Here is a 25,745-nt window from a genome sequence, read left to right on the forward strand (position 1 = left end):
GACGCCGCCCCCGTTCGTACGACTGTCCGCCCATATACTCACTACCCAGAGTGAAGGTGAACCGACCCAAAAGCCAGGGGAATTCGGAAATCTGTGGACAGGAAGCTCAGTGCGAATAAGTCGATCACTCCGTAGAGTGACGATCGGGCTCCTTCGACGTCCTGGCGGCCCTCCCCGGCGGCCGCCCGACGGGGAAGCGCACCTCGTTCCGGTCGATCTTCGCGGACAGCGCCGCCAGCGGGTCGACGCCGAGCGCACCGCAGAACTGGAGCAGGTAGGCCAGGACGTCGGCCACCTCGTCCGCCACCCGGTGCGCCGTTTCCGGGTCGTCCATCACCCGGTCCGCCTCCTCGGGCGTCAACCACTGGAAGATCTCCAGCAGTTCGGCCGCCTCCACGCTCAGCGCCGCGGCCAGGTTCTTGGGCGTGTGGTACGGCTGCCACTCCCGCGAGGCCGCGAACTCGGCGAGCCTGCGCTGCAATCCCTGCACATCCGGTTCAGTCACGGGTTCAGGTCTACCACCGTCACTCCGGCGCGCCCGCGCGCGGCCCTGGCGCCCGCCTCGCCGACCGTCCCCACCAGCCGGATGTGACCGTCGGCGCAGATCTGGGCGGCCAGGCCGGCCAGTTCGCGGATCTGGCGCCGGTCCAGGCCGCGGTCGAACCCGTCGGCGAGCACGGTGAGCGTCTGCATCGCGGGCGGCACCTCGGCGACGGGGTCCATGGCCAGCACGCCCGGCCCGGTGAGCAGCACCAGCGCGAGGGCCAGGTAGCGCAGCTCGCCCTCGCCGAGGCGCCCGACGGGCATCCGGCCCTCCGCGCCGCGGCCCAGCACCGCCCGGACCGTCCCGTCGGCGAGCTCCTCGACGTCCAGGTCCCGCACCGGTCCGGCGCAACCCGCCCGGGCGACGGCCGCCAGCCGGGCGTGCCGGCGCGGGCAGCCGGTGCGCGTGCGGTGGAGGACCTCCGCCAGGTTGTCGCAGCCGCGGCGCAGCCGTCCCTCGCCCACCGCCACGGGAGCCCGCATCCGCTGCGGCTGAGGGTCGCAGGGGAACACCGACCGAAGGGCCACGACCACCTGCTCGGCGGCCGCCAGCACATGACGCTGCCCCTCGGTCTTGCCCGCCACCCGCAGCGGCAGCAGCGCCGTCCCGAGCCGGTCCCCGGGGAGCGGGGCACGGGTGACGGGCACCGAACCGGCGGTGTGCCATTCGGCCTGGACGGTGCCGCGACCGGGGTCGCGCAGCGCCGTGGTGAGCAGCGTCCGCCCGTCGCCACCGGTCAGCCGTTCACCGACGACCCGCAGTTCCGGTTCGGCCTGGACGGCCAGGTCGAGGCGCACCGGCCCGGCCGGGCCGTCCACCGTGCAGCCGATGCGGAAGCCGCGCCTCCCCTCCGCGTCGGCCTCCGCCCGGGCGGGGACGCAGCCGACGGGGTCGGGGAAGGCGCTGCCGAGCGTGGCGCCCGCGCCGAGGAGGGCGAGAGCTTCGTACGCCTGTAACGCGCTCGATTTTCCGGTGCCGCTCGCCCCCGCGAAGAGCGTCACCGGCGCGAGCCGGAAGGCGGCGCCGCGGTGTGACCTGAAGGCGGACAGCCGCAGTTCCGTGACGGCGGGACGGGTGGGCGGGGTGGAGGGCGCCGCAGAGGGCGGCGCGGGGCTGGTTGCGTGCATGCTCGGACCGTATGAGGGCGGGTCATGCTGAACCGTTCCGCCCGAACAGCCTTCCTACGAATGAGGGAAACCGCCTAGGAATGCGGAACCGCCGCGGCGGCGACGCCCTCCACCTCCGTGCCGGCCGGGGCCAGCAGGAAGACGTTCCGGTCGACGCGGTGCATGCCGCTGCCGAGCCCGAAGACGACACCGCTACTGAAGTCCAGGATCCTCTTGGCGACGTCCGCGTCGGCCGCGGTCAGGTCCAGCAGCACCGGGATCTGCGCGATCAGGTACTCGGCGACCTCACGCGCGTCGGCGAACACCTGCACCCGCAGGACGACCATGCGGCGCTGCTCGACGGCCTCGTAGTCCTGCGGGATCGTGCTGTGGTCGACCCGGGACGGCCACTCGTTGCGCCCCCTCAGCGGGACGACCTGCGCCAGGCCCTCCCACTGTTCGTCGGTGACGTCGTACCTCTCGTACCTACTCATACGCCTATCCTCGCCTCCCTCACCCGTTCGGCCCAACTGCGACACGACGCCACCTGTACCGGCCCTCCGGTCCACTGCCGGACTCGGCCGTTTCAGCAGGCCGTGGCGAGGCCACGCCGACGGATCTGACACCTCGTCCCGTCGTCTGCCCCGTATGCGGGGTGACGTGTCGTCCGAACGAGTGGGGGGACGTCCCCAGGACCGTCACGGTGGCCTGCCGGGTGGCCACGGACGGCACGGCCGCGCAGCATTGACAGTGCAAAACTGCCCAGCTACTTTCGGCCCAGGCCGAAACTGTCCAGGTTTTGACAGGCCTTCCGGAGGCCCAGCATGAAGACAGGGTTCAAGCGCGCCACCGTTCCTCTCGCCCTCCTCACCCTCACCGCGCTCACCGCGGCCGGCTGCGCCGACGGCGACAGCGGCTCGGCGGCGAACAAGGTCACCGTCTGGATGTATCCGGTGATCATGGATCCGAAGGCCAACGCCGCGTACTGGGACAGCATCGAAAAGGGCTTCGAGGCGGCCCAGAAGGGTCTCGACCTCACCATCGAGCAACTGCCCTGGGAGAACCGGGACCAGAAGCTGGCCACCGCCTTCGGCAGCGGCAAGGGCCCCGACGTGGTGCTGCTCGGGCCCGACCAGATCCCCCAGTTCCAGGCGAACGGCGCGGTCCAGCCCGTCGACCGGGCCATCGAGAAGTCCCGGAGCGCCTTCCGCCCCGCCGCCCTCGACGCCATGACGCAGGACGGCAAGGTCTACGCGGCGCCGATCTATCACACGGTAACCAGCACGCTCTACAACAAGAAGCTGCTGGACAAGGCGGGGATAGAAGAGCCGCCCGCCACCTGGGACGCCCTGAGGGCGGCCGCGCCGAAGCTCAAGCAGGCCGGCGTCGCCACCCTCGACTACTCCGCGAGCAACGAGGCGTCGCTCAACATGAGCTTCTACCCGCTGCTGTGGCAGGCGGGCGGCCGGGTGTTCGACGACAGCGGCAAGAAGACCGCGTTCAACAGCCCCGAGGGCGTCGAGGCGCTCACCTTCCTCGTCGACCTCTACAAGAGCGGCTCCGTACCCCGGTCGGCACTGACCAACGCCAATCTGTTCACCGATCACGCGCTGGGCAAGGAGCAGGTGGCGATGGGCTATACCAACACGCCTTCCGACGCGGCCCTCGCGGAGAAGACCTGGGGCAAGGGCAATGTGATCGTCGGCCCCGCCCTCGCCGGGCCCAAGAAGCAGGTCTGCTTCGGCATGCCGGGCGGCCTGGGGATCAACGCCCGGACGAAGAACCTGGCGGGAGCGGAGAAGTTCATCGCCTATATGACCGAGCCCGCGCAGATCGCGTCCATGGGCAAGGCGGGCGGGTTCTTCTCGCCGCGCACGGACGTCTCGGTCCCCCACGAGAGCGCCTTCGCCAAGGAGTACGAAGCGGCCCTGGCCCACACCTTCCCCGGCGAGCCGCACCCCGCCGCGCGCCAGCTGATGGCGCTCATCACGCCGGAGATCCAGGCCGCGCTCACCGGCAAGAAGACACCTGAGCAGGCGCTGGAGGCAGCGGCCAAGGAGGGCGACGACCTGCTGGCGCGGCAGCGTTGAGCAAGGTCGAGCCGCGCGAGGCCTTCCCCGACGAGCCGGAGCCCACGGAGCCGGACACCACCGCGGGGCAGGGCGCCGCCGGGCGCCCCGCCCCGCCGGACGGCCCGCCCCCGGCGGCCGGGCCGGCGCCTGGGATCCTCACGGGCGCCGCGCCGGACGCCGTGGCGGGCGCGATGGCCGGGTCCTCGCCCGAGTCCGCGCCGGGTGCCGTGGCGGGCGCGCTCCCGGGCCCCGGCGCGGTCACCGGCGGCACCCCGCCGGGTGCCCCGGTGCGCGGCGCGGTGGGGCCGGGTGCCGCCGCCGGGACGGTGACGGCCGCGTCCTCGGCGGCCGTCACGGACCCGAAGCGCGACACCGCCGCGCCGGCGGGCGGGCCGCCGGGGGGACCCGCGCCGGCGGGGCCGCCGGGCCGGGCGCGCGGGCGTGGTGGGCGCCGTCCCGTCCGGCGGCGCGAGGCGCTGGTGGGGCTGGCGTTCGTCGCGCCGATGCTCGTGCTGTTCCTGGTGTTCCGGTTCGGTCCCACGCTCGGTGCCGCGTTCCTGTCGCTCACCGACTACCGGCTCAGCGGCGAGTGGACCTTCATCGGAGCGGCCAACTACACCCGGCTCCTCGACGACCACCTGTTCTGGGAGAGCCTCGGGGTCACCGCCGTCTACACCGCGCTCTACGTCCCGATGACCGTGCTGCTCGCCCTCGGCACGGCGGTGCTGCTGCACCGCACGCTGTGGCTGCGCGGGTTCTTCCGGGGCCTGTTCTTCCTGCCGTACGTCACCAGCATCGTGCTGGCCGCGGTCATCTGGAAGTGGATCTACGAAGTGGAGGACGGTCTGCTCAACGCGGCGCTCGGCGTCCTCGGCGCCGGCCCGGTGGACTTCCTGGGCGACGAGTCCCTCGTGCTGCCCTCCATCGCCGCCGCCACCGCCTGGAAGGGCTTCGGCTACTCGATGCTGATCCTCCTCGCCGGGCTCCAGTCCATCCCGCGCGAGGTCGCCGAGGCGGCCACCATCGACGGCGCGAGCGCCTGGCAGCGCTTCCGCTGGGTGACCCTGCCCCTGCTGCGGCCCGTCCTCTTCTTCGTCCTCGTCATCGAGGCCATCCAGGCGTTCCAGGTCTTCGACGCGATGTACGTCATGACCGCCGGCGGCCCCGTGCGGGCCAGCTACTCGCTGGTGTACTTCCTCTACGACTCGGGCTTCAAGTTCTTCGACTTCGGCTACGCGAGCGCGGTCGGCCTGGTCCTGTTCCTGATCGTCCTGGTCTTCTCGCTCATCCAGCGGCGGCTCATCGGAAGGGAGGAGGACTGATGGCGCGGCTGAGGCTGCCGGTCCTGCTGGTCCTGGTCGCGTTCGTGACCGTCACCCCCTTCGTCGTCATGGTGCTGGTGGCGTTCGCGCCGCCCGGAGGCCGGACCCTGCCGGGCGCCTTCGACGTCACCCGCGCGACCCTGCGGAACTTCACCGACGTGCTGCAGAGCGCCGACATCACGCGCTGGGCGCTCAATTCGCTGGTCTACTCGCTGGTGTCGGTGCTGCTGATCCTGCTGTTCGCGTCGATGGCCGGATACGCCTTCGCGAAGAAGCGCTTCCCCGGGCGCGAGGTGCTGTTCTGGTCGTTCCTGGCGACGCTGATGGTGCCGTTCCAGGCGACCCTCATCCCGTACTACATCCTCGTCTCCGAGATGGGCGGCGTGGACACCTACTGGGGTCTGATCGTGCCGACCCTGGCCAACTCGCAGGCCGTCTTCCTGATGCGCCAGTTCATCGTGCAGCTGCCCGACGAGCTGTTCGAGGCGGCGAAGATCGACGGGGCGTCGGAGTGGCGGGTCTTCACGACCGTCGTCCTGCCGCTGATCAGACCGGTCCTCGCCACCCTCGGCGTGTTCGTCTTCCTCTGGCACTGGAACGACTTCCTGTGGCCGCTGGTCATCGGCCAGTCCGAGGCCATGCGTACGCTCACGGTCGGACTCGCCACCCTGGAGGGCGAGAACGTGACGATCAACCAGATCATGGCCGGCGCCACCATCACCGTCATCCCCTGCCTGCTCGTCTTCGGCCTGCTCCAGCGGTACCTCACCGACTCCGTCGCCACCAGCGGCATGAAGTCATGACCGCGGTCGTCGACATCAACCGCACCCTCGGCCCCCTCCCCCACGACGACGTCCCCAGCCGCGACGAGACCGGCCTCGTCACGGAGCTGGACCGGCTGCGCATCGACGCCGCCTGCGTCAGTCATTCGTACGCCGTGCACGGCGACCCGCGCGACGGCAACGCCGAGCTGACGCGGGTCGCCGACCCCCGGTTGTGGCCCGTGCCGGTGCTCGTCCCCGGACCGCTCGGCACCGGACCGTGGGCGGGCGGCGCGCCGTTGGTGCGGCTGTGCCCCCGGCGGCACGGCTGGGCCGTGACCGGGCCGCACGCCCGGGAGCTGTTCGCCGGACTGGCGGCGAGTGGCACCGCCGTGCTGCTCCCGTTTGACGAGGTGACGACCGGGGAGGTGCACCGGCTGGCCGCCGCCGTGCCCGCCCCGCGCGTCGTCCTGACCGGCACCGGGTACCGCGCGCTGCGGCAGCTCGCCGAGCTGCTCGACGCCCACCCCTCGCTGTACGTCGACACCTCGACGCTCTGCGGCCACCGCCAGGTGGAGTGGGTCGCCGAGCACTACGGCGCCCACCGGGTGCTGTTCGGGACGGGCGCCCCGGTCACGGACGACGCCGGTCCGCGCCACCTGCTGGACACCCTGGACCTGCCGGCCCACGACACGGCGCTCATCGCGGGCGGCAACGCGCTGGAGCTGATGGGCGGCGGGCCGTGAGCACGGCGGGACGTCCGGCCGTGGACGTCATCGACGCGCACGGCCACATCGGCCGGTGGGGGGCGTTCGCCGTCACGGACGGCTCGGCGCGGAGCCTGGTGGCGATGATGGACCGCTGCGGCGTGGCCACCGCGTGCGTGTCGCACCTGCTGGCGGTGGGCCCCGACGCCCGCGCCGGGAACGCCCTGCTGGTCGAGGCCCTCGGGGCGCACCCCGGCCGGCTGCTGGGCTGGGCCGTGTACCAGCCGCACGACCCGCAGGGCCCCGAGCGGCTGCGGGACCTGCTGGACGTGCCCGGCGTGATCGGGGTGAAGCTGCACCCGGAGGTGCACGAGACGGCACTCGACGACCGCGCGTACACCCCGGCGTTCGAGGCCGCCGCCGAGCACGGGCGGCTCGTCCTGGCGCACAGCCAGCACGGCGGCGCCTGGTCGGACGCCCGCCACTTCGCGGCCGTCTCCCCCCGCCACCCCGGCGTGCCGCTGCTGATGGGCCACGCGGGGCTGTTCCCGCAGGGGCTGCGCGCCGCCATGGAGGCCGCGGCGCGCTGTCCCGACCTGGTGCTGGAGACGTGTGGCTCCCGGATGACGGCACGTCATCTCACGCGCATGGTCGCGGGCGTGGGGGCCCACCGGGTGGCTTTCGGGTCGGACGCCGTCTTCCTGGACCTGCGCGCCGGGCTCGGGCGGGTGCTGCTCGCGGACCTGCCGGAGGAGGACCGTGAGCGGGTCCTGCACGGCACCATGGACGAGCTGCTCAAGGGCGTCGTGTGAACGGGCGGCCGCAATGGCCCGCCTGGCCGCCGCCCGCGACCGGTGAGCAGCGCCGGGCGCTGCTGCGGGTGCTGGACAGCGGGCGCTGGGGGGCCACGTCCGGGACCGCGACCGAGGAGTTCGCCGCCGCGTTCGCCCGGCGCGTCGGGGCGGCCCACGGGGTGTGCACGGTCAACGGCACGGTGGCGCTGTTCCTGGCGCTGCGCGCGCTCGGCGTCGGCCCGGGTGACGAGGTGGTCGTCCCGGCGTACACGTTCGTGGCCACCGCGACGGCGGTGGTGCTGGCCGGGGCCACGCCGGTGGCCGCCGACGTCACCGAGGAGACGCTGCACCTCGACCCCGTGGCGGTGCGCGCGGCTGCCGGGCCGCGTACGAAGGCGGTCGTCGCGGTGCACCTCGCCGGGGCGCCGGCGGACACGGACGCGCTGCGGTCGCTGGGCCTGCCCGTCGTGGAGGACGCGGCGCAGGCGCACGGCGCGGCCCGCGACGGCCGCCCGGCGGGCTCCCTGGGGGACGTGGCGTGCTTCAGTTTCCAGTCGGGCAAGGCGATGACCGCCGGGGAGGGCGGCATCGTGGTGACCGGCGACCGGGACCTGTTCGAACGGGTGTGGTCGCTGCACAACGTGGGGCGCAGCCCGGAGGGCGGCTGGTACGACCATCCGGAGCTGGGCTGGAACCTGCGGATGACCGAGTTCCAGGCGGCGCTGCTGCACCCGCAGCTCGCACTCCTCGACGGCTGGACCGACCGGCGTGCGCGCGGTGCGGCCGCGCTCGCCGAGGCCCTCGACGGCGTACCGGGGCTGGAGCTCGTCCCGGCTCCGTCCGGGACGTCGCGGCACACCTGGCACCTGGCGATGCTGCGGTACGACGCGCGGTCCTTCGGCGGACGCCCCAAGGAGGCGTTCCTGGCCGCGATGGCCGCCGAAGGGGTGCCGCTGGACGCCGGTTACCGCTCGCTGAGCCGCCTGCCGTACGTGGTGGCGCGGACGCCGTGCCCGGTGGCGGAGGACGCGGAGGCGAACGTGGTGTGGGTGCGGCAGCCGATGCTGATGGCGGACGCCGAGGCGATGGCGTACATCGCCCGTGCGGCCCTCGCGGTCCGCGGGCGTCCCGACCCGGCCGGGTGAGCCGGGGCCCCGGGCCGAGGACCCCGCCGTCCGCCCGCGTTCGCCGAAGTGATTTTGCAAAAATCTGTTGGCGAAGCCGGGCGCCCGCTCTACTCTCACCCGCATGACCGACGAAGCCCTCCCCGGCGCGGCGGGCCGGCGTGTTCTCGATACGCAGAAGGACACGGCCGCCTTCAAGGCGCTGACCCACCCGTTGCGCATCCGCCTGCTGGGGCTGCTGCGGCAGGACGGCCCGGCCACCGCCAGCGAACTGGCCGTGAGGACGGGCGAGTCGTCCGCCTCAACCAGTTACCACCTGCGGGTTCTCGCCAAGTACGACTTCATCGCCGAGGCCGAGCACCGCGACGGCCGCGAGCGGCGCTGGAGGGCGGTGCACGAGGTCACGACGTGGAGCAACGCCGCCGTGGCGGGCTCCGGCGACACGGCACGGGCCTTCCTGGCGGCCGTCCACCGCGCGCAGGCGGACCACTTCGAACGGTCCCTCGCGCGCCACCAGCGCAACCTGGACGCCGGGCGGGTGGCACCGGAGTGGCTGGAGCCGTCCGGCGTGACGGACCTCCTGGTCCGGCTGACACCCGAGTCCCTGGCCGAGCTGTTCGAGGTGGTCGAGCGCACCATCGGCGAGCTGTCCGCCCGCGACGCCGGAGACCCGCGGGCCGAGCAGGTCGTCCTCTTCCTCGCCGGTCTCCCTCTCGGCGAGGAGGCCGCCCCGCCCGCGCCTCCCACGCCGGCCGCACGACCCGCGCCGTCCGCGCCGACAGGTGACGTGTCGTGAGACGGCTCCTGGACCCGGCCACCGCTCGCCGGCGCTTCGCCCGCGTCACCTTCCTCTTCTGGCTTCCGGTGGGCCTCTACCTGCCGTCCCAGGTCCTGCTGCTGACGGAGCGCGGCCTGGGTCTCGCCGTCGTCGCCGGGCTGTACGCCGTGTACTCGGTGACCGTGTCCGTCATGGAGCTGCCCACCGGTGGCCTGTCCGACGTCGTCGGCCGCCGCGCCGTGCTGGCCGCCGCGGGCCTGGTGAACGTCTGCGCCCTCATCCTGCTGGTGCTCGGCACCACCCTGTGGGCCCTGACCGCCGCCATGCTCCTGATGGGTCTGGGCCGCGCCCTGTCCAGCGGGCCCGCCGAGGCGTGGTACGTGGACACCGTCCAGGCGCACTCCGGCGACGGCGCCGACCTGCGCGCCGGCCTGGCCCGGGGCGGTACCGCCTGCGCCGGCGCGCTGGCCGCCGGAACGCTCGCCGGCGGCGCCCTGCCGCTCCTGCTCGACACCGGTAACGGCTCCGGCACCGGCACCGGCCTGGGCGACCGGCTCGTCCGCGCCACCGACGGGCTCGTCCTGCCGCTCTCGGTGCCCGGGCTCCTCGGCGCGGCCGTCGGCGTCGGCTACGTCGTCTACGTGCTGACCGCCCTGCCGGAGCCGCCCCGGCCGCCCCGGCCGCCCGCGTCGACGCGGACGGTGCTGAGCGGCGTACCCGCGACGATCCTGGCCGGGCTGCGGCTGGGCGTGCGGCAGTCCCTGGTCCGCCGGGTGCTGCTCACGGCGGCGGCGGCCGGTGCGGCGCTCGCCACGATCGAGCTCCTCGCCCCGGTCCGGTCGGCCCGGTTGACCGGTGCGCCGGAGTCGGGGGCCGTGCTGTTCGCCGCGCTGGCCTGCGGGGGTTTCCTGTGCACGGCGGCCGGGAGCCACGGCGCGCCGTTCGTCGCGCGGCTGACGGGGGGCAGCGCGCCCGCCGCCCTGGCGAGCCTCGCGGTGAGCGGGGCCGGTCTGCTGCTGCTCGGCGTGACGGCCGCCTTCGACGGCACGCCTCCGGCGGTCCTCGCCGCGGGCGGTTACGCGCTCGTCTACCTGGGCCTGGGTGCCGCCGGTCCGAACGAGAACGACCTGCTGCACCGGGCGGTGGGCAGTGCGACCCGCGCCACAGCGCTGTCCGCGCAGTCCCTCGCCCTTCAGTCGGCCGGTGCCCTGGCCGGCCTGGTCGCCGGCCTCCTGCCGGCCGGTCCGCTGCCGTGGCTGCCGGGTGCCCTCGCCCTCCTGGCGGGCGCGGCGCTGTGGGCCGTACGAGTGCGGCCCGTACCGGCGCCGCCGGCCGGGGCCGGGCATCCTCCGCCTCGGTCCGCGGGCGAGGTCCTGCCGGGAACGGATACCGCTACGAGGTGAAGGCGCCGAACGCCTCGATCGCGCGCAGCGCGTCCGCCTGCGGCATGCCGGGCGGCTGGACGCGCAGGACGATCCCGTCGGCGCCCATCTCCGCGTACCGGCCGATCCGTTCCGCGCATTCGGCGGCCGAGCCGATGACCGACCGGGCGGCGATGTCCTCCCACGGCTGGGCGTAGCGGGCGGCGTCGGCGGAGGTGCGCTTCCAGTCGCCGTACGCGTCGTACAGTCCGCGCAGCGGGCCCTCCAGTGCGGCGCGGGCCCGGGCGCCGGTGGGCGCGGCGTACCCCTCCCGGCAGACGATGACCTCGGCCCCCAGGGAGCGCGGGCCACGGGGGAAGGCGCGGTAGGCGGCGATCTTCTTCGGCAGTTCGTCGTCGGTCTCGTTGAAGGAGGTCGTCCAGCCGTCGCACGTCCAGGCGGTGCGCTCCAGTGCGGCGGGCACGCGGCCGCCGTTCCAGATGCGTGGCCGGGGGCGCTGGACGGGCCGGGGCGAGAGGAACGCGCCCTCGACCGCGTACCGCCTGCCCGTGTGGGTGACCTCGTCCTCGGTCCACAGCCGGGTGACGAGCTCCAGGCACTCCTCGAAGCGCGACACGCGCTCCTGCGGGCGGGTGCCGTACAGGGCGAACTCCTCGGGGCGGTAGCCCAGGACGAAGCCGGCGGTGAGACGGCCTTGCGACAGGACGTCGATGTGGGCGAGCGTCTCGGCCAGCATCACCGGGTGGTGGACGGGCGCGATGAGGCCGGCGGTGGCGAGCCCGATCCGCTCGGTGTGGGCGGCGAGGTAGGCCAAAGAGGTGAGGACCTCGTGGTAACCGGGCCGGTGGAGGTGCCGTTCGCCGAGGACCGCCCAGGCGAAGCCGGCCTGTTCGGCGAGGCGCACCTGCTCGACGGCGTCGGCGAGGCGCGGCCGGTCGGACCGGTCGGCGTAGAGGTTGACGTACAGACCGAGTCGCATCAGAGCGCCGTCCCTTTCGTCGGTGGCCCTTCCTTTACGGTCCGGACCGTAAAGGCTAGCGTGTCGAGGACGGCCGCGACAGACGGGAGCGCACCCATGTCGGCTTGCGAGGACCTGGTACGGCGGTTGCGCGGGACCGTCGTCCCGGCGGTGGCGACCCCGATGGACGCGGCCGGCGCGGTGGACGCCGGGGCGCTGCGGGGGTACGCGGAGCGGATCGCCGCGGAACCGGTCGGCGGGGTCGCGGTGTGGGCCCACACAGGGCGGGGGTTGTACCTGTCGGAGCGGGACCGGCGCCGGGTCCTCGCGGTGTGGCGGGAGGCCGTCGGCGCGCCGGTGGTGGCGGGGGTCGGGGTGCCCCGCGCGGCCGGGCCGGTGGGTCTCGCGGACGCGGTGGACGCGACGGTGGCGATGGCGGTGGCCGCCGCGGAGGGCGGCGCGGACGCGGTGATGGTGTACCCGCTGGCGCAGTTGGACGGGGACGAGGACGCCGCGGTGGAGTTGCACGAGCGGGTGGCGGCGGTGAGCGGGCTGCCGGTGGTCGGCTTCTTCCTGCACGGGGAGGCGGGGGGTTATCCGTATCCGCCCCGGCTGGTGGAGCGGCTGCTGGCGCTGCCGTCCGCCGTGGGGATCAAGCTGGCGACGCTGGACCGGGCGATGGCCTGTCAGGACGCGATCGGGGCCGCCCGGCCGAGCGGCCGGCTGGTCGTCACGGGCGAGGACCGGATGTTCGGGCCGTCGCTGATGTGGGGGGCGGACACGGCGCTGGTGGGGATCGCGGCGGCCCGGGTGGCGTTGACGAGCGCGGTGCTGGCGTGCTGGCGGGCGGGTGACCACGAGGGTTTCGTGCGGGCGTCGGCGCGGCTGGACCGTTTCGCGGCGGTCACGTTCCTCGCGCCCATCGAGGGCTATGTGCAGCGGATGCTGTGGGCGGCGGTGTGGGAGGGCCTGATCCCGGAGGAGGCCGCGCACGATCCGTACGGCCCGCGGCTGCCGGAGGGTGAGCGGCGGGCGGTCGAGGAGTGCCTGGAGGCGCTCGCGAAGGAACCGGTCCCGGACAGCGCCTAGCGGGGCGGCCCCGCGCGGCGCCCGCCCGCACGCGCCACCGGGCGGCGGAACGCCGGCCGAGTGCCCCCGGCCGGGTGGCCGGGGGCACCATGAGGGGCCGTCAGTTGGCGAGGAGGCCCTTCAGGACCGCCTCGTACTGCGCGGTGATCCGCGACGGCGTCCCCGACGGGCACAGCGGGTCGAGCCGGAGCCGGGCGAGGGCGCGGGTGGCGACGCCCCAGGCGTACCACGTGGCCCGCTCCCAGGCCAGCTGCGGCGGGTTGTACCACCCGTCGCCCAGCCCGCCGAGGACGAGCTCGGCCTCGCCGTCGCCGGCCTCGAGCGGTCCGAGCCGGTAGACGGAGCCGCCGAAGACGGAGGCGTAGACCTGGCCGAAGTGGACGCTGATCTCGCCGTAGCTGGGGAGCTTGCCGGTCCTCAGGACGGTCCGGGACTCGATGTCCATGGCGAACCAGTTGCCCGACTGCCGCTTGTAGACGCCGTACAGGATGCCGTTGTGCACCTCGATGTGCTGGATGCTGGCGTTGCCCTCGACGGGCGTGACCTCCCACAGAACGGTGCGGCGGCGCACGTCGTAGGCGACGACGGTGGCGTTGGGCCGGGTCGGGGTGACGCTGCCGCCGCCCCAGGTGTCGCCGGCGAGGTAGGCGGTCCGGTGGCCGATCCGGTCGTCGAGGGCGACGGACATCACGCTCTGGTCGGTGATGGGGTCCTTGTGGACGGTGAGCCTGCCGCGTGAGCGCTCCACGAAGGTGAGGGCGCCCTTGAGGCCGCCGGCCGGCGGCGCGCTCGTCACCAGCAGGAGGTCCTGCTCGGGGACGTACGCCATGTCCGTGGGTCGTTGCTGGTCGTTCTCGATGAAGCCCATCGAACGGACCTTGCCGCGGCGGGGGTCGATCTCCAGGAACTCGGTGCTCGGGTACATCGCCGCGTACACCTTGCCGCCGATCGCCCGGAGCGTCTTGGGTTCGCCGGGGATCCTGATGCGCGCGGAGGTGCCGTGCGCGGGCCGGTGGGTCGTCAGGGAGTAGTGCCCGCCGACGTGGACGGTGCCGCCGGACTCGTAGGCGATGGACTGGACGGGGTCCGGGCCGGACAGGCCGATGTCGATCAGCTCGACGACCTCCGACTTCCCGGTGGCCAGGTCGAGCCACCACAGCCGGCCGCTGCCCACCGCGCCCAGCATCCTCCCGTCCGGGAGGGGGACGAGGGCGCGGTGCTCGTCGCCGGTGGCGGGGGCGGCGACCTTGACGAGGGTGTCGCCGTCGCGCCGGTAGACGGTGCCGGTGGGACGGCCGACGCAGTAGAGGGTGCCGTCGTCGGTGACCGTCAGCGCGTCGGCGATGCGCTCGGGGGCGGGGATGGGGATGACGTGGGCGTCGCTGCCGTCCGGGGCGAGGTCGACGATGGACCTGCCGAAGGAGCCGTAGACCCGGCCACCGCGCGCGAGGAGGGCGGAAGCGCCGCCGTACGGGGTCGGGGTGATGTTCCGTTTGACGCCGGTCGCCCGGTCGTAGGCGACGATGTAGCCGCGCGGCAGGGTGCCGGCGTACACGTAGGCGTCGTCGGCGGCGATGGCCCGGACGTACTGTTCGCCGGGCATCGCGAGGCCGAGATTGCGGAGCCTGCCGGTATCGGGCTTGTACTCCCAGACCTCGCCGCGCGGGCTGGTGCCGGCGTAGACGGTGCCGTCGGGGGCGGTGGTGAGGCACCAGACGAAGCCGCCGGCCGGGCCGACGGTGCCGATGCGGGTGACGGTGCCGGTGGTGGGGTCGATGCGGTGGATGTCGGGGAAGGGGTAGGTGCCGATGTACACCTGGCCGCCGGAGACGGTGGCCGCCCAGCCGCCGTCACCGCGGTCGAGCCGGAAGGTTCTGGTCAGCTTTCTGGTCGTCAGGTCGATCTCGCCGACGAGGGTGGGGTTCTGGCCGCGGGCGACGACGTACGCGTGGTCGCCCAGGACCGTGGTGCCGACGATCGCCGCCGTCAGGGACGCGATGCCGTACGTGGTGACCGCGGGCCCGGAGCAGCGGTGCCCGGCCGTGCTCGCGCCGTCCGCCGGAGCGGTTCCGGCCGCCGGTGCGGGGCCGGCCGTTGGTGTCGTGGCGGCGTGTGCCGCGCTGGGGGTGATGGTCTGTCCCGCCACTGCCGCCAGGGTGGCCCCGGCTCCGGCGTTGAGCAGTCGCCTGCGTTCCATGCGTCCCTCTCCTGTTTCCGGTGGTTCGGATCGCCTCACACGACCGGTGGCAGCGCCGTGCCGACCTTCAGGCCGAACAGCTCCGCCGCGTTGCGCCACAGCACTCGCTCCAGCTCTTCCTCCGTGAACCGCGCGTCCCGGACCACGCCCAGGGACACGCAGGGGTCGATCAGTGTCGCGTCGGTGCCGAAGAGCATCCGTTCGACGGGGACGCCGGCCGCGCGGGCGTACGCGATCCGTCCCGCGTCGGTGGCCGTGCGGCAGTGCTCCAGGTAGAGGCGGTCGCAGGCGGCCGCGGCGTGCGCCGCCTCGCGCCAGGCGTCGCCGCCCGCGTGGCCCATGATCACGCGCAGCCCGGGCCGGGCGTCCACCAGCTCCGGCAGGAGAGTGACCTCCCGCCCCCAGGTGTGCAGCAGGAGCGGTACGCCGGCCTCGGCGACGACGTCGAACGCCTCGGCCATCTCGCGGGTGCCGGGCATCCGCCCGGGGTAGTGGGTGTGGATCTTGGCGCCCACGAACCGGCCGGTGTCCAGGCAGCGGCGGAGGTCGGCGGCGCTCTCCTCCGCGCGGTTGGGGTTGACGACGGCGTACCCGAACAGCCGGGGCCGGGTCTCCAGGGCCTCCCGGAGCGCGGCGTTCCCGGCGACCGCGTCGTACACCACGGCCTCGGACGCCGAGACGATCTGGAAGTCGATGCCGTAGCGGTCCATCTGGGCGAGGTTGGTGTCCGCGTCGCCGGTCGTCAGGTGGAACTGCCAGCGGCCCACATGGGCGTGCACATCGATGATCGGCATCAGGCGAGCAGCTCCTCGACGTTCTTGGTGGCGATGGCGGCGCGGTCGTCGGGCGAGATGTCGGCGTACCGCAGCTTCAGCGTCTGCGGCGAGATGTCCATGAAGGGCGTGCGGGAGCCGAAGACCAGGTGGCGCGGACCGACGGCGTCGATGACCCGTTCGATGGAGTCGGGTCCCGACAGCATGCGGGTGGTGGCCCGGAAGCCGGGCTCGTCGCGGGCCATCAGGAGAAAGTCGGCGAGCAGGTAGGCGTGCAGGTCGAGGAAGATCACGTCGGCGCCGCGGTCCATGAGGGGCGGTCCGAAGCGGCGGGGGTCGCCGTCGTGGAGGAGCACCATGCCGCGGTCGATCGCCAGCCCGGCCACGCGCCGGTAGCCGGGGAAGCCGGGCTCGGCCGCCTGTTCGAGGGTGAACAGCCTCAGGAAGCGGACGCCGGCGGCGGTCAGTTCGTCGAGCCGGTCCTCGGCGGTCAGGGCGTCGCGGACGTCGACGGTGCCGACGGGCAGGAGTTCGGGGCAGCCGGCGAGGTCGCGCAGCGTCTCGGCGTTGCCCGCCCCGTCGTCGAAGAGCGGGCCGCGGGTGGAGAGCGCGAGGGCGCCCGCGACCGGGGAGGAACGCAGGTGGGCGCGGACCTCGTCGAGGCCGGTGTCCCGGGGGTGCCGGGGCCACGGCCCGTACAGGACGTCGACGTCCCAGCCGATGTGCTCCTCGGGGCTGGGCCTGAGCCACTCGTACGTCGGTTGCGGTGACACGGTCATGATGCGGCGACCTTCCCCAGCGCCTGCGCGATCCGTTCGACGTCGTCCTCGCGGTAGGCCTCGTTCCACGGCAGAACCAGCAACGTACGGTCGATGAGCCGCTCGGCGCGAGGACACAGGCCCGGCGGGTACCCGGACAGTGCCGGATTGGCGTACAGCGGCCGCTCCAGGTAGCCGGGCAGGGCCGGGACGCCGAGCCCCTCCAGTGCCGCCGCCCAGCGGGTGTTGTCGTCGACCAGCAGGGGGACCACCCACCAGGCGTGTCCCGGGTACGGCCGGGGCACCGTCACCCCGGGCAGGGCGGCGACGGCGTCGGCGAGGAGCCGGGCGCTCGCGCGGCGGCGGGCGACGACTCCGGCGACCCGCGTGAGCTGGACGCGGGCGACCGCCGCGACCAGCTCGGTCATCCGGTAGTTCAGGCCCATGGTGCGGTGGATGCGGCCCTCGGCGCGGTCCCAGCCCTTGTCCATGAACAGCCGCATCCGGGTGGCGAGCGCGGGGTCGTCGGTGATGCTCAGCCCGCCGTCGCCGGCCGTGATGTGCTTGTACTGCTGGAGGCTGAAGCAGGCGATGTCGCCGATGGTGCCGAGCAGCCGCCCCTCGCCGTCCTCCCCGAGCCACGCCTGCGCGCAGTCCTCGATGAGCAGCACCCCGTGCCGGTCGCAGATCTCGCGCAGCCGTACGGTGTCGGCGGCGCCGCCGAAGAGGTGGACGGCGATGACGGCTCTGGTGCGCGGGGTGATCGCCGCCTCGACGGCGTCCGGGTCGAGGTTCCCGTCGTCCTCCCGTACGTCGGCGAAGACGACCCGTGCGCCCTGGGCGAGGACCGGGGCGACGGTGCCGAAGTCGGAGATCGGCGTGGTGACGACCTCGTCGCCGGGGCCGACTCCGGCGGCGGCGACGGCGAGGTGCAGGGCGGCGGTTCCCGAGCTGGAGGAGACGGCCTCGGCACGCCCGTACAGCCGGGCCATCTCGCACTCCAGCTCCCGGGCCTCCCGGCCGAACGCCCCGCACAGGACGGCCGAGTCGAGGACCCGGAGCACCGCCGCGCGTTCCTCCTCGCCGAACGTCCTTCCCCGGGGGTCCAGAACTGTGGGCAGCGGCATTTCCCGTTGCGGCATCGGGGGATTATCCTCTCGGCAGCACACGATTTACGGCCTGGGCCGAAAGTAGAACCCCTGTCGGCGGCCGTCAATCAGGCGTCACCGAGCAAGTCGCACCCGCGAGTCCACCCGGCAGAACGGAGACCGGACCATGCCGCTCACGGTCGGCGTGATAGGTCCCGAGGACCTGGTCCACAAGGTGGTCGCGGTCGCCGACCGCGCGGGATCCGCCCGGCTGCTGCCGCTGCCGTACCGTCACGAGGACGAGACGACCCAGGTGGTGGCGGGGGCGCGGTCCCGGGCGGACGCACTGCTGTTCACCGGCGTCGTACCGCACGCGCTGGCTGACGCGGCGGGCGCGCTCGACCGGCCGGCGATGTACGTGCCGTACAACGGCGCCACGCTGCTGCGGGCGCTGGTCGAGCTGCTGCGGCTCGGGCACGACGTGTCGCGGGTGTCGATCGACACGCTGCGCCGCGAGGAGGTGCTGGAGACGATGGCGGAGGCCAAGCTGCCCACGGACCGGGTGCGGGTGCTGCCGTACCGGCCGGGGCTGACGTCCGCGGACATCGTCGACTTCCACCTGGACGCGCGGGACACGAAGAAGACCAGGGTGGCCATCACCTGTCTCGGCTCGGCGTTCCACGTGCTGGAGCAGCACACCCACGCGGTACGCCTGGCACCGTCCCGGCACTCGATACTGGCCACCCTCCAGGCGCTGGTGCTCGACACGGCCGGGCGGCACAGCGGTGACGCCCAGGTGGCACTGGGCATCGTCGACCTGCCGCCGGGCACGGGCGTGGACGCGCGGCTGCCGGAGGACATACGGGTGCTCGGCGGCAGCCTCGCCGAGCTGCCGGACGGGCGCCGGCTGGTGGTGACCACCCGCGGGGTGCTGGAGACGGCGACGGAGCGGTTCACCCGTATCCCGTTCCTCGACGCCCTGGCGTCCCGGCACGGTTCCGCGCACGTGGGCTTCGGCCTGGGGCGTACGGCGGCGGAGGCGGAGGCGCTGGCCCGGCGGGCGGTCGGCCGGGCGCGCTCGGTCGGCCCGGCGGCCGGGGTGGTGTCGCTGGTGGACGACGTGGACATCGTCATCGCGCCGGACTCCCCCGCGGAGGCGGGCGCCGGGGGCGAGTCCGCGCCCGCTCCGTGGCCGGAGAACCCGGCACTGCTGGCCCGCCGGGTCGGCCTGCACCCGAACACCCTGGACCGGCTGCGGGAACTGGCCGCGGCCGACGGCGACACGGGCGTGACCGCCCACCGTGTCGCCGAGCACCTGTCCGTCCAGCAGCGCACGGCCCGCCGCATCCTCAAGCGCCTGGAGCGGGCGGGCGTCGCCGTACCGACCGGGAGCCGCGAGGAGGGGCGGACCGGCCGCCCCCCGATCGTCTACCGGGTCCTGCTCTAGCCCTGGCCCCACCGCTCGCGGCCCGGGCCCCCATCCCGACATCGCAGCCGCCGCGGTGGAAGCGCCGCACGGCGGAGACCAAGGAGCTCGCGCGTGAGAATCGCCTCGTTCCACACCCGTGTCGTCCGTGCCCGCTACCGCCGCCCGTTCGTCATCAGCAGCGGCACCAGCCCCGACCTCGTGAGCCTCGTCGTGGAGGTGCGGACGGCCGACGGGGCGTCGGGTTTCGGCGAGGCGTCGCCGATGACCGCGTACACCGGCGAGACCCTCGCGGGGCTCGGCGCGGCGGTGACCGAGCACGTCGCGCCCGCGCTCGTCGGCCGCGACCCGCGCGACCTGGCGGGCGCCCATGCCGCGATGGACGCCGCCATCCGGGGCCAGCACCTGGCCAAGGCGGCACTCGACCTCGCGCTGCACGACCTGGCGGCGCGCGACGCCGGGTGGCCGGCCCACCTGCTGCTGGGCGGCGGGCGGGTGACCGCCGAGGTGCCGACGACCTGGGTGGTCGGGCTGGGCACGCTCGACGAGATGGCGGAGGAGGCGGCCCGGTACGCGGCGGCCGGCTTCCGGCACGTCAAGCTGAAGGGCGGGGAGGACCCGGCGCTCGACGTGGAGCTGGTGGCCGCCGTGCGCAAGGCCGTTCCCGAGTCGGTGGAGCTGTCGCTGGACGCCAACGAGGGGTACGCCCCCGGCGACGCGGCCCGCGCGGTGGGCCGGCTGGCGGACGCCGGACTGGACCTGGTGGAGCAGCCGCTGCCCCGCTGGGACCTGGAGGGCATGGCGGCGCTGCGGGCCCGGGGCGCGGTGCGGGTGATGGCGGACGAGTCGGTGCAGTCGGCGCACGACGCGCTGGAGGTGGTGCGGCGGGGCGCGGCCGATGTGCTGAACATCAAGATCCTGAAGGTGGGCGGGCTGTACCGGGCGCGCCAGATCGCGGCGCTGGCCCAGACGGCCGGGCTCGCGGTGAAGATCGGCACCATGCCGGAGCTGGGTGTGGCGACGCTGGCCGCCGCCCACCTGTCGGCGGCGCTCCCCCACGCCACGGTCCCGCCGGACCTCGTGGGGCCGCTGCTGGTGGAGGAGGAGCCGCTGGCTCCGGCGGCGTTCGCCGGGACGCCGGGCACCGGACTGGTGGAACTGCCGCTCGCGCCGGGGCTGGGGCACGGGCTGGAGGGCACGGCCGGCTGAGGGCCTGGTGAGGTACGGCCGCGCACCCCGGCCGGAGGCACGCCCGCCCATGCGTATACAAATGAACCGACAAGGGGACGAAGAACGCGGGGGCGGAGCAGCACGGTGACCGACATATCCACGGCGGCGCAGACATCGACGGGGGCGCCCTCTCGCACGGGGGCGCCCCCCGCCGCGGGGGCGGCCTCCGGCGCGGGGGCGGCCTCCGGCGCGGCCGGTTCGACGGCGGCCGGCGCGGCGGCGAGCGGCTCGACGGCGGCGGCGACCGGGGCGACGACCACGCCCGGGCCGGCGCCCGCCGAGGGGAGCGCACCGCGGAGCCGGCCGCCAGAGCCGCAGACAGAGCGGCAGCGGCAGCGGCAGCGGCTGGTGAGCGTGGACGTGGCCCGTGCGGTCGCCGTGTTCGCCATGTTCGCCGCCCACATCGGCCCGCCCGCCGAGCCGGCGGGCGCGGGCCACCTGCTCGTGGCGTTCGACGGGCGCGCGCCCGCCATCTTCACGCTGATCGCGGGACTTTCGCTGACGCTCTCCCGCGGCGGCACCCGGCCCCGTCCGCAGCCGGCCGGAGCGTGGCGCGCCACGCTCGTGCGGTGCGCGGTGCTCGCGGCGCTCGGGCTCGCGCTGACCGAACTGCGGTCGGGGATCGCCGTGATCCTCACGTTCTTCGCGCTGTACTTCCTGGCCGCCGAACCCCTCGCCCGGCTGGGCACCCGCGCCCTGACCGCGGTCGCGGCGGTGTCGGTGGTCGCGGGACCCGTGCTGTCGTACGTGCTGGGCCCGTACTTCGGCTACCGAGTCACCGGCCGCGGACGCTACCCCGGATTCGAGGCGGTCACCAGCTGGCCGGGGTTCACCGACGCGCTGGACACGCTGCTGCTCTCGGGCGCGTACCCGTGGCTGACCTACTTCCCGTACGTCGTCGTCGGCATGGCCCTGGGGCGGCTGGCCGACCTGCGCCGCACCGGGGCGGCGCGCCGGCTCCTCGGGTGGGGGGCGCTGCTCACCCTCGCCGGGCACGGTCTGTCGGCGCTGGCCCTCGGACCGGGCGGCGGGCGCGAGGCGCTGCTGCGGGCGATCGTGCGCGGCCACGCGTACGCGGTGACCGCCCCCGACCCGGTGCAGGCCGTCCTGAACCGGCAGGCGGGGGCGATCCCCAGCACGTCGTGGGCGTGGCTGCTGGTCGACGGGCCGTACAGCCAGACCCCGTTCGAGACGGTCGCCAACATCGGCGCGAGCCTGCTGCTGCTCGGCCTGGCGGTCGCGGTGTGCCGGGGCCGCGTCATGGAGGCCCTGCTGCGCCCGCTGGCCGTCGTCGGCACGATGGGCCTGTCGGTGTACGCGGTCCACGTCCTCGCGCGCGCCGAGCTGCACCCCCATCACGGCTGGCCCGCGCTGGGCGCCTTCTGCGGGGTGTCGCTGGTGGCGTGCGCCGTCTGGGCGTTCGTCTTCCGCTCGACGCCGCTGCGGCGGGGGCCGCTGGAGTGGGCGCTGCACGCGATGACGCCGAAGCCGGCCGGGCGGCCCCCGGGCGCCCGCCGGCCCTGACGCCGGCGGGGCACGCCGTGGCACCGGTCCCCGACCGGCGAGTGACCGGGCGGGGACCGGCGCGGGTCGGGTCGGGTCAAGCGGCGGCGCAGGTGACGCCGTTGAGGGTGAACGCCGTCGGTGCGGGGTTGGTGGCGAGCCTGCTGCCGGTGAACCCGATGGTGACGGCGCCGTCGACCGGGATCACCGAGGTGTAGGGCGCGGCGGCGACCGTCACGGCGGAGCCGCTCTGGGCAGGGGTGCCGCCCCACATGTTGGTGACGGTCTGGCCGGCCGGGAAGGCGAAGCCCAGGGTCCAGCCGTTGACGGCGGCGGTGCCGGTGTTGCGGAGGGTGATCTCGCCCTGGAAGCCTCCGGGCCATTCGCCGGCGACGCGGTAGCGGACGGAGCAGCCGGCGCCGGGGGTGCCGGTGCCCTTCTCGGTCGTGACGGTGACCGTGGCCGACCGGGGGGAACGGTTGCCGGCCGCGTCCTTGGCGTACACCGCGAAGGTGTACGCCGTGTCCGCGGCCAGGGAGGTGACGGTGGCCGTCGTCGTCGTGGAGGAGGCGGCCGGGGTCTCCGCGGTGCCATCGACGCGGACCACCTCGTAGCCGGTGACGCCGACGTCGTCCGTGGCGGCCGGCCAGGTCAGGGTGACCGAGGAGGGGGAGACGCCCGAGGCGGTCGGGGTGCCCGGCGCGGTCGGGGCCCGGGTGTCGGGGGCGGTGCCGCCGAAGACCGTCGCCTCGCGGGAGGTCTGGGCGATGCCGTTGGCGCCGTGGAAGACGCGCCGGCCCCAGGAGCTGAGCCGCGCGGGGTCGAACCCGATCGCCAGGTCGAGGACGGGGTCGGTGTTGCCGCTCCAGGACCAGGCCAGGTAGCCGAGGCCGAGCTGCTGGGCGGCGGCCATCATGGTGTCCTCGTCCGGGTCGCCCCACTGGTCGGCGGGGCCGCCGAACTCGCCGATGACGAGGGGCAGTCCGGCGGCTCGGAAGGCGCCGAGGTAGTCGGTGATCTCCTGGGCGGTGTCGAAGACGCTGTACATGTGGATGGAGAAGACCAGGTTGCCGGTGACGTCGGCGTCGTACACCGTCCGGGCGTTGGCCCGCATGACGCCCTGCCAGTCCTGACCCCAGTTGGGTGCGTCCACCATGATCGTGTGCTGGAAGCCGGCCCCGCGCAGCTTCTTGACCGCGGCGATGGTCGGTTCGGTCCAGCCGGCCGGGTCGGTGTTGCCCCAGGGCTCGTTGCCGATGTTGACGACGACGTAGTCCTCCTCGCCGACCAGTACGTCCTTGAGGCTGATCCAGTACTCGGCGGCGTGATCGAGCGTCCCGGCGGCGGCCTCCTCGCCGTACCCGGTGGTGTCGTGCACCTCCAGTACGCAGATCAGGCGGTTGGCCTTGCAGTCGTCGACGACGGCGGCCACGTCCGCGGCACTGTTCCGGCTCCACCGGTGCCCGTCGGACAGGACGACCCGCACCGTGTTGGCCCCGAGCGCCTTGATGTCGGCCAGCGACCGCGTTCGGCCCGGATACCAGGTGTGCGCGTGGTTGACCCCGCGCATCACGAAGTCGTTGCCGTTGCGCTCGAGGAGGCGGCCGTTGCCCACGTGCAGCCCGGCCGCGGCGGCACCGGGGGCCCGCCCGTCGGCTGCGTGGGCGGGCGCGGGGGCGAGCCCGGCCAGCCCGAGGAGCGCGGCCAGGACGGCGAAGGCCGCGACGAGCGCGGTGGCCGGTCTGTTCCATGTCGTGCTTCGTGCTGTTCTCACTGCGACTCCAGGGAGCGAGGCAAGGAAGCGAGACGGTGCGCGTGGAGCTATGGGAGCGCTCCCATACAGCCACTCCCGCCAGGTCCACGTCAAGAGCCGGGCAGCAAGCCGTACGCGCCCGACACGCTTGGGGCAACGTGCTCCGCCGGGGCGAAGAGCCCGGAAGGCCGTCGCGGACCAACCTCCGGTGACCATCTGCCCCGCTCGCCCGCACGTTCACCGGCGGCGCCGGCAACGGCGGGCACAGGCGGGACGACCGGGCTCCAGGCGCATGATCCACATCTTGTTCTAGTATGGGGAGGTTCATCTCAGCGGCCCGACGGGCTTCCGCTCCACGCCAGTGGACCGAAGGACATGCCCCCACCCGCACGAGCGACTTCGTGCTGCCTGGGGGCGATCTCTTGCTGTTCCGTGAGTCTGCGGCGTCATTGGCCGGGCGCACCCGCATCGAGGGACGGCTGGCCGAGCTCCTGAGTGAGAACTTCCTCCACCGACACGGGCACCGGCCCGCGCCCTCCGAAGTGCGGTCCTGGGACCGCAGCATCCCCGCGCTGACCAACGCCCTGGTGGAAGCCGGCCTCGGTGATGTGGAGATGCTGCTGGAATACGGGTTGCCGCTGACCAGCAAGCGCGCCGACGTGATACTGGCAGGTGTGCACCCGTCCACCGGCGCCCCGTCGTACGTCGTCGTGGAGCTCAAGCAGTGGAGTGAAGCCCGCCCGGAGGACGGGGATCCGCTGCGGTGCCGAGTGCCTTCCTACGAACAGCCCCTCCTGAACCCGATCGAGCAGGTACGGGGATACTGCGACTACCTGGTCTCCTTCAACGGGGCTCTCGAGCACTCCCCCGACTCCGTGACCGGGGTGGCCTACCTGCACAACGCGACCGACCTCACTGTCGCGGGGCTGCGCGAGGTCCAGGAGGACCACCGGGGCCGGATGTTCACCGGCGACCAGCGCGGCGCGTTCCTCGACCACCTGCGTTCGAGGCTGGCCCCCAAGCCGGGTGCCGCTGCGGCCGACGAGCTCCTGCAGGCGAAGGTCCGACCGTCGAGGCAGCTGATGGCGGTCGCCGCCGAGGAGGTCCGTGACCGGGAGCAGTTCGTCCTGTTGGACGAGCAGCGTCTCGCCTACGAGACGGTCATGTCCGCGGTACGCAAGGCTCGCCGGGCGAACCGCAAGCAAGTCGTCGTGGTGGCCGGCGGACCCGGGTCCGGTAAGAGCGTGATCGCCCTGTCCCTGCTCGGAGACCTGTACCGTCGCGGCGTGCCGGCCCTGCACGCCACCGGTTCCCAGTCCTTCACGAAGACGATGCGCAAGGTGGCGGGGGCGCGGAAGCCCGAGGTTCAACGCCTCTTCCGGTACTTCAACAGCTTCATGGAGGCCGAGCCGAACGACATCGACGTCCTCATCTGCGACGAGGCGCACCGGCTCCGCAAGACCTCCGCCAACCGATACACCAAGGCGGCCCTGCGCACGGGACGCCCGCAGGTGGCCGAACTGATCGACGCGGCCCGGGTGCCGGTGTTCCTCCTGGACCAGCACCAAGTGGTCCGGCCAGGCGAGATGGGCACCGTGGACGAGATCCGGCGGGCGGCCGCCGAAAGGGAAGTCGGATGTCAGGTGGTGGAGCTGGACAGCCAGTTCCGGTGCGGTGGAAGCGAAGCCTACGTCCGCTGGGTCACCGGACTGCTGGGGTTGGAGGGCGGCGGTCCCGAGGTCTGGGAGCCCGACGGCAAGGTGCAGTTGCTGACGGCGTCCAGCCCCCGGGAGCTGGAGGAGTTCCTGGAGTCCAGGCGGGCCGAGGGCTACGGTGCCCGTATCTCGGCGGGTTACTGCTGGAAGTGGACGACGAAGATCACCCCCGGCATGACGGCACTGCCCGCCGACGTGGTGATCGGTGACTGGTCGAAGCCGTGGAACCTGTACGGGGACCGCGCCCTGCTGGGCGCCCCGCCCGCGCCGCTCTGGGCGACCGACCCCGCCGGCTTCCAACAGGTCGGCTGCGTCTACACCGCTCAGGGCTTCGAGTACGACTGGTCGGGCGTCATCATGGGCCCTGACCTGGTTTGGCGTACCGACCGCTGGGTGGTGGACCGTACCGCGTCGAAGGACCCGTCCTTCACCCGGGCGACCCCGGACGAGGACGTCGAGCGCCTCGTCCGCAACACCTACAAGGTGCTCCTCACACGGGGCATGGTCGGGACGGTCATCTACTCGACCGACGCCGAGACCCGCGAGAAGCTCCGTACCCTCATCCCCACGACTACCTGAGGCGCCGGCGGGCCCCACCCGCCGAAAAGGCGCACCCAAGATCGGGTGCGCGAGATACCATCGACGCGCAGCGCACCTTCCCGGAG

General features: G+C 73.8%; 22 protein-coding genes. 13 read left to right on the forward strand and 9 right to left on the reverse strand.

Annotated elements, in window-relative coordinates; genetic code table 11:
* Positions 1-124: 124 nt before the first annotated feature.
* From IE109_RS05355 to IE109_RS05365, 3 genes are all read right to left on the reverse strand, one after another.
* Positions 125-505, reverse strand: coding sequence for a nucleotide pyrophosphohydrolase (locus tag IE109_RS05355; RefSeq protein ID WP_189549546.1), 381 nt, complete (start codon positions 503-505; stop codon positions 125-127).
* Positions 502-1,671: an AAA family ATPase gene (locus tag IE109_RS05360; RefSeq protein ID WP_189549547.1), complete on the reverse strand. Its 1,170-nt coding sequence runs from the start codon at positions 1,669-1,671 to the stop codon at positions 502-504. Before IE109_RS05360 ends, IE109_RS05355 begins: the two co-directional genes overlap by 4 nt.
* A gap of 74 nt (positions 1,672-1,745) precedes the next feature.
* Positions 1,746-2,144: a cell division protein SepF gene (locus IE109_RS05365; RefSeq protein WP_189549548.1), complete on the reverse strand. Its 399-nt coding sequence runs from the start codon at positions 2,142-2,144 to the stop codon at positions 1,746-1,748.
* A gap of 330 nt (positions 2,145-2,474) precedes the next feature.
* On the opposite strand from IE109_RS05365, the gene IE109_RS05370 reads away from it, so the two are divergent.
* The 8 genes from IE109_RS05370 to IE109_RS05405 all read left to right on the forward strand — a co-directional run bounded on the left by IE109_RS05370 (position 2,475) and on the right by IE109_RS05405 (position 10,611).
* Positions 2,475-3,740, forward strand: coding sequence for an ABC transporter substrate-binding protein (locus IE109_RS05370; RefSeq protein WP_189549549.1), 1,266 nt, complete (start codon positions 2,475-2,477; stop codon positions 3,738-3,740).
* Positions 3,737-5,044, forward strand: coding sequence for a carbohydrate ABC transporter permease (locus IE109_RS05375; protein ID WP_308431330.1), 1,308 nt, complete (start codon positions 3,737-3,739; stop codon positions 5,042-5,044). Before IE109_RS05370 ends, IE109_RS05375 begins: the two co-directional genes overlap by 4 nt.
* Positions 5,044-5,847: a carbohydrate ABC transporter permease gene (locus IE109_RS05380; RefSeq protein WP_189549550.1), complete on the forward strand. Its 804-nt coding sequence runs from the start codon at positions 5,044-5,046 to the stop codon at positions 5,845-5,847. The genes IE109_RS05375 and IE109_RS05380 overlap by 1 nt, the downstream gene beginning before the upstream one ends.
* Positions 5,844-6,551, forward strand: coding sequence for an amidohydrolase family protein (locus IE109_RS05385; protein ID WP_189549551.1), 708 nt, complete (start codon positions 5,844-5,846; stop codon positions 6,549-6,551). Before IE109_RS05380 ends, IE109_RS05385 begins: the two co-directional genes overlap by 4 nt.
* Positions 6,548-7,324 carry an amidohydrolase family protein gene (locus IE109_RS05390; protein WP_229890571.1) on the forward strand — a complete coding sequence of 259 codons (777 nt, stop codon included), beginning with the start codon at positions 6,548-6,550 and terminating at the stop codon, positions 7,322-7,324. The genes IE109_RS05385 and IE109_RS05390 overlap by 4 nt, the downstream gene beginning before the upstream one ends.
* A complete protein-coding gene (locus tag IE109_RS05395) occupies positions 7,321-8,451 on the forward strand; it encodes a DegT/DnrJ/EryC1/StrS family aminotransferase (RefSeq protein ID WP_189549552.1) in 1,131 nt (376 codons plus the stop codon). Before IE109_RS05390 ends, IE109_RS05395 begins: the two co-directional genes overlap by 4 nt.
* Before the next feature lie 103 nt (positions 8,452-8,554).
* Positions 8,555-9,226 (forward strand): ArsR/SmtB family transcription factor, encoded by a 672-nt coding sequence (locus tag IE109_RS05400; protein ID WP_189549553.1) that lies wholly within the window; start codon positions 8,555-8,557, stop codon positions 9,224-9,226.
* Complete coding sequence (locus IE109_RS05405) at positions 9,223-10,611, forward strand: MFS transporter (RefSeq protein ID WP_229890573.1); 1,389 nt, start codon at positions 9,223-9,225, stop codon at positions 10,609-10,611. Before IE109_RS05400 ends, IE109_RS05405 begins: the two co-directional genes overlap by 4 nt.
* On the opposite strand, the gene IE109_RS05410 is transcribed toward IE109_RS05405, so the two are convergent.
* The gene (locus tag IE109_RS05410) at positions 10,601-11,569 is read right to left on the reverse strand and encodes an LLM class flavin-dependent oxidoreductase (RefSeq protein ID WP_189549554.1); all 969 of its coding nucleotides are present in this window, start codon (positions 11,567-11,569) and stop codon (positions 10,601-10,603) included. The genes IE109_RS05405 and IE109_RS05410 overlap by 11 nt on opposite strands.
* A gap of 96 nt (positions 11,570-11,665) precedes the next feature.
* On the opposite strand from IE109_RS05410, the gene IE109_RS05415 reads away from it, so the two are divergent.
* Entirely contained in the window at positions 11,666-12,637 is a 972-nt protein-coding gene (locus tag IE109_RS05415; RefSeq protein ID WP_189549555.1) for a dihydrodipicolinate synthase family protein, read from the forward strand.
* A gap of 100 nt (positions 12,638-12,737) precedes the next feature.
* Here IE109_RS05415 and IE109_RS05420 read toward each other — a convergent pair whose 3' ends face one another.
* Genes IE109_RS05420 through IE109_RS05435 form a run of 4 tightly spaced genes read right to left on the reverse strand, consistent with a single transcriptional unit; the run spans position 12,738 to position 17,507 of the window.
* The gene (locus tag IE109_RS05420) at positions 12,738-14,834 is read right to left on the reverse strand and encodes an NHL repeat-containing protein (RefSeq protein ID WP_189549556.1); all 2,097 of its coding nucleotides are present in this window, start codon (positions 14,832-14,834) and stop codon (positions 12,738-12,740) included.
* Positions 14,835-14,869: 35 nt separating this feature from the next.
* Positions 14,870-15,628, reverse strand: a complete 759-nt coding sequence (locus IE109_RS05425) for an amidohydrolase family protein (RefSeq protein WP_189549557.1) — start codon at positions 15,626-15,628, stop codon at positions 14,870-14,872.
* Entirely contained in the window at positions 15,628-16,386 is a 759-nt protein-coding gene (locus tag IE109_RS05430; protein ID WP_189549558.1) for a hypothetical protein, read from the reverse strand. Before IE109_RS05430 ends, IE109_RS05425 begins: the two co-directional genes overlap by 1 nt.
* On the reverse strand, positions 16,383-17,507 hold the full coding sequence (locus IE109_RS05435) for a DegT/DnrJ/EryC1/StrS family aminotransferase (RefSeq protein WP_229890575.1): 1,125 nt from the start codon (positions 17,505-17,507) through the stop codon (positions 16,383-16,385). Before IE109_RS05435 ends, IE109_RS05430 begins: the two co-directional genes overlap by 4 nt.
* A 133-nt stretch (positions 17,508-17,640) precedes the next feature.
* On the opposite strand from IE109_RS05435, the gene IE109_RS05440 reads away from it, so the two are divergent.
* The 3 genes from IE109_RS05440 to IE109_RS05450 all read left to right on the forward strand — a co-directional run bounded on the left by IE109_RS05440 (position 17,641) and on the right by IE109_RS05450 (position 21,633).
* Positions 17,641-18,900, forward strand: coding sequence for a hypothetical protein (locus IE109_RS05440; RefSeq protein ID WP_189549559.1), 1,260 nt, complete (start codon positions 17,641-17,643; stop codon positions 18,898-18,900).
* Positions 18,901-18,993: 93 nt separating this feature from the next.
* Positions 18,994-20,088, forward strand: a complete 1,095-nt coding sequence (locus IE109_RS05445; protein WP_189549560.1) for a mandelate racemase/muconate lactonizing enzyme family protein — start codon at positions 18,994-18,996, stop codon at positions 20,086-20,088.
* A gap of 105 nt (positions 20,089-20,193) precedes the next feature.
* A complete protein-coding gene (locus tag IE109_RS05450; RefSeq protein ID WP_189549561.1) occupies positions 20,194-21,633 on the forward strand; it encodes a heparan-alpha-glucosaminide N-acetyltransferase domain-containing protein in 1,440 nt (479 codons plus the stop codon).
* A 76-nt stretch (positions 21,634-21,709) separates the two neighbouring features.
* Here the strand turns inward: IE109_RS05450 and IE109_RS05455 are convergent, their stop codons facing one another.
* On the reverse strand, positions 21,710-23,386 hold the full coding sequence (locus IE109_RS05455; protein ID WP_229890577.1) for a cellulase family glycosylhydrolase: 1,677 nt from the start codon (positions 23,384-23,386) through the stop codon (positions 21,710-21,712).
* A 401-nt stretch (positions 23,387-23,787) separates the two neighbouring features.
* Here IE109_RS05455 and IE109_RS05460 point away from each other — a divergent pair, with 401 nt between their 5' ends.
* Positions 23,788-25,659 (forward strand): DUF2075 domain-containing protein, encoded by a 1,872-nt coding sequence (locus tag IE109_RS05460; protein WP_189549563.1) that lies wholly within the window; start codon positions 23,788-23,790, stop codon positions 25,657-25,659.
* Positions 25,660-25,745 lie beyond the last annotated feature (86 nt).

It is taken from the genome of Streptomyces lavendofoliae (assembly GCF_014649735.1).
GTDB lineage: Bacteria > Actinomycetota > Actinomycetes > Streptomycetales > Streptomycetaceae > Streptomyces > Streptomyces lavendofoliae.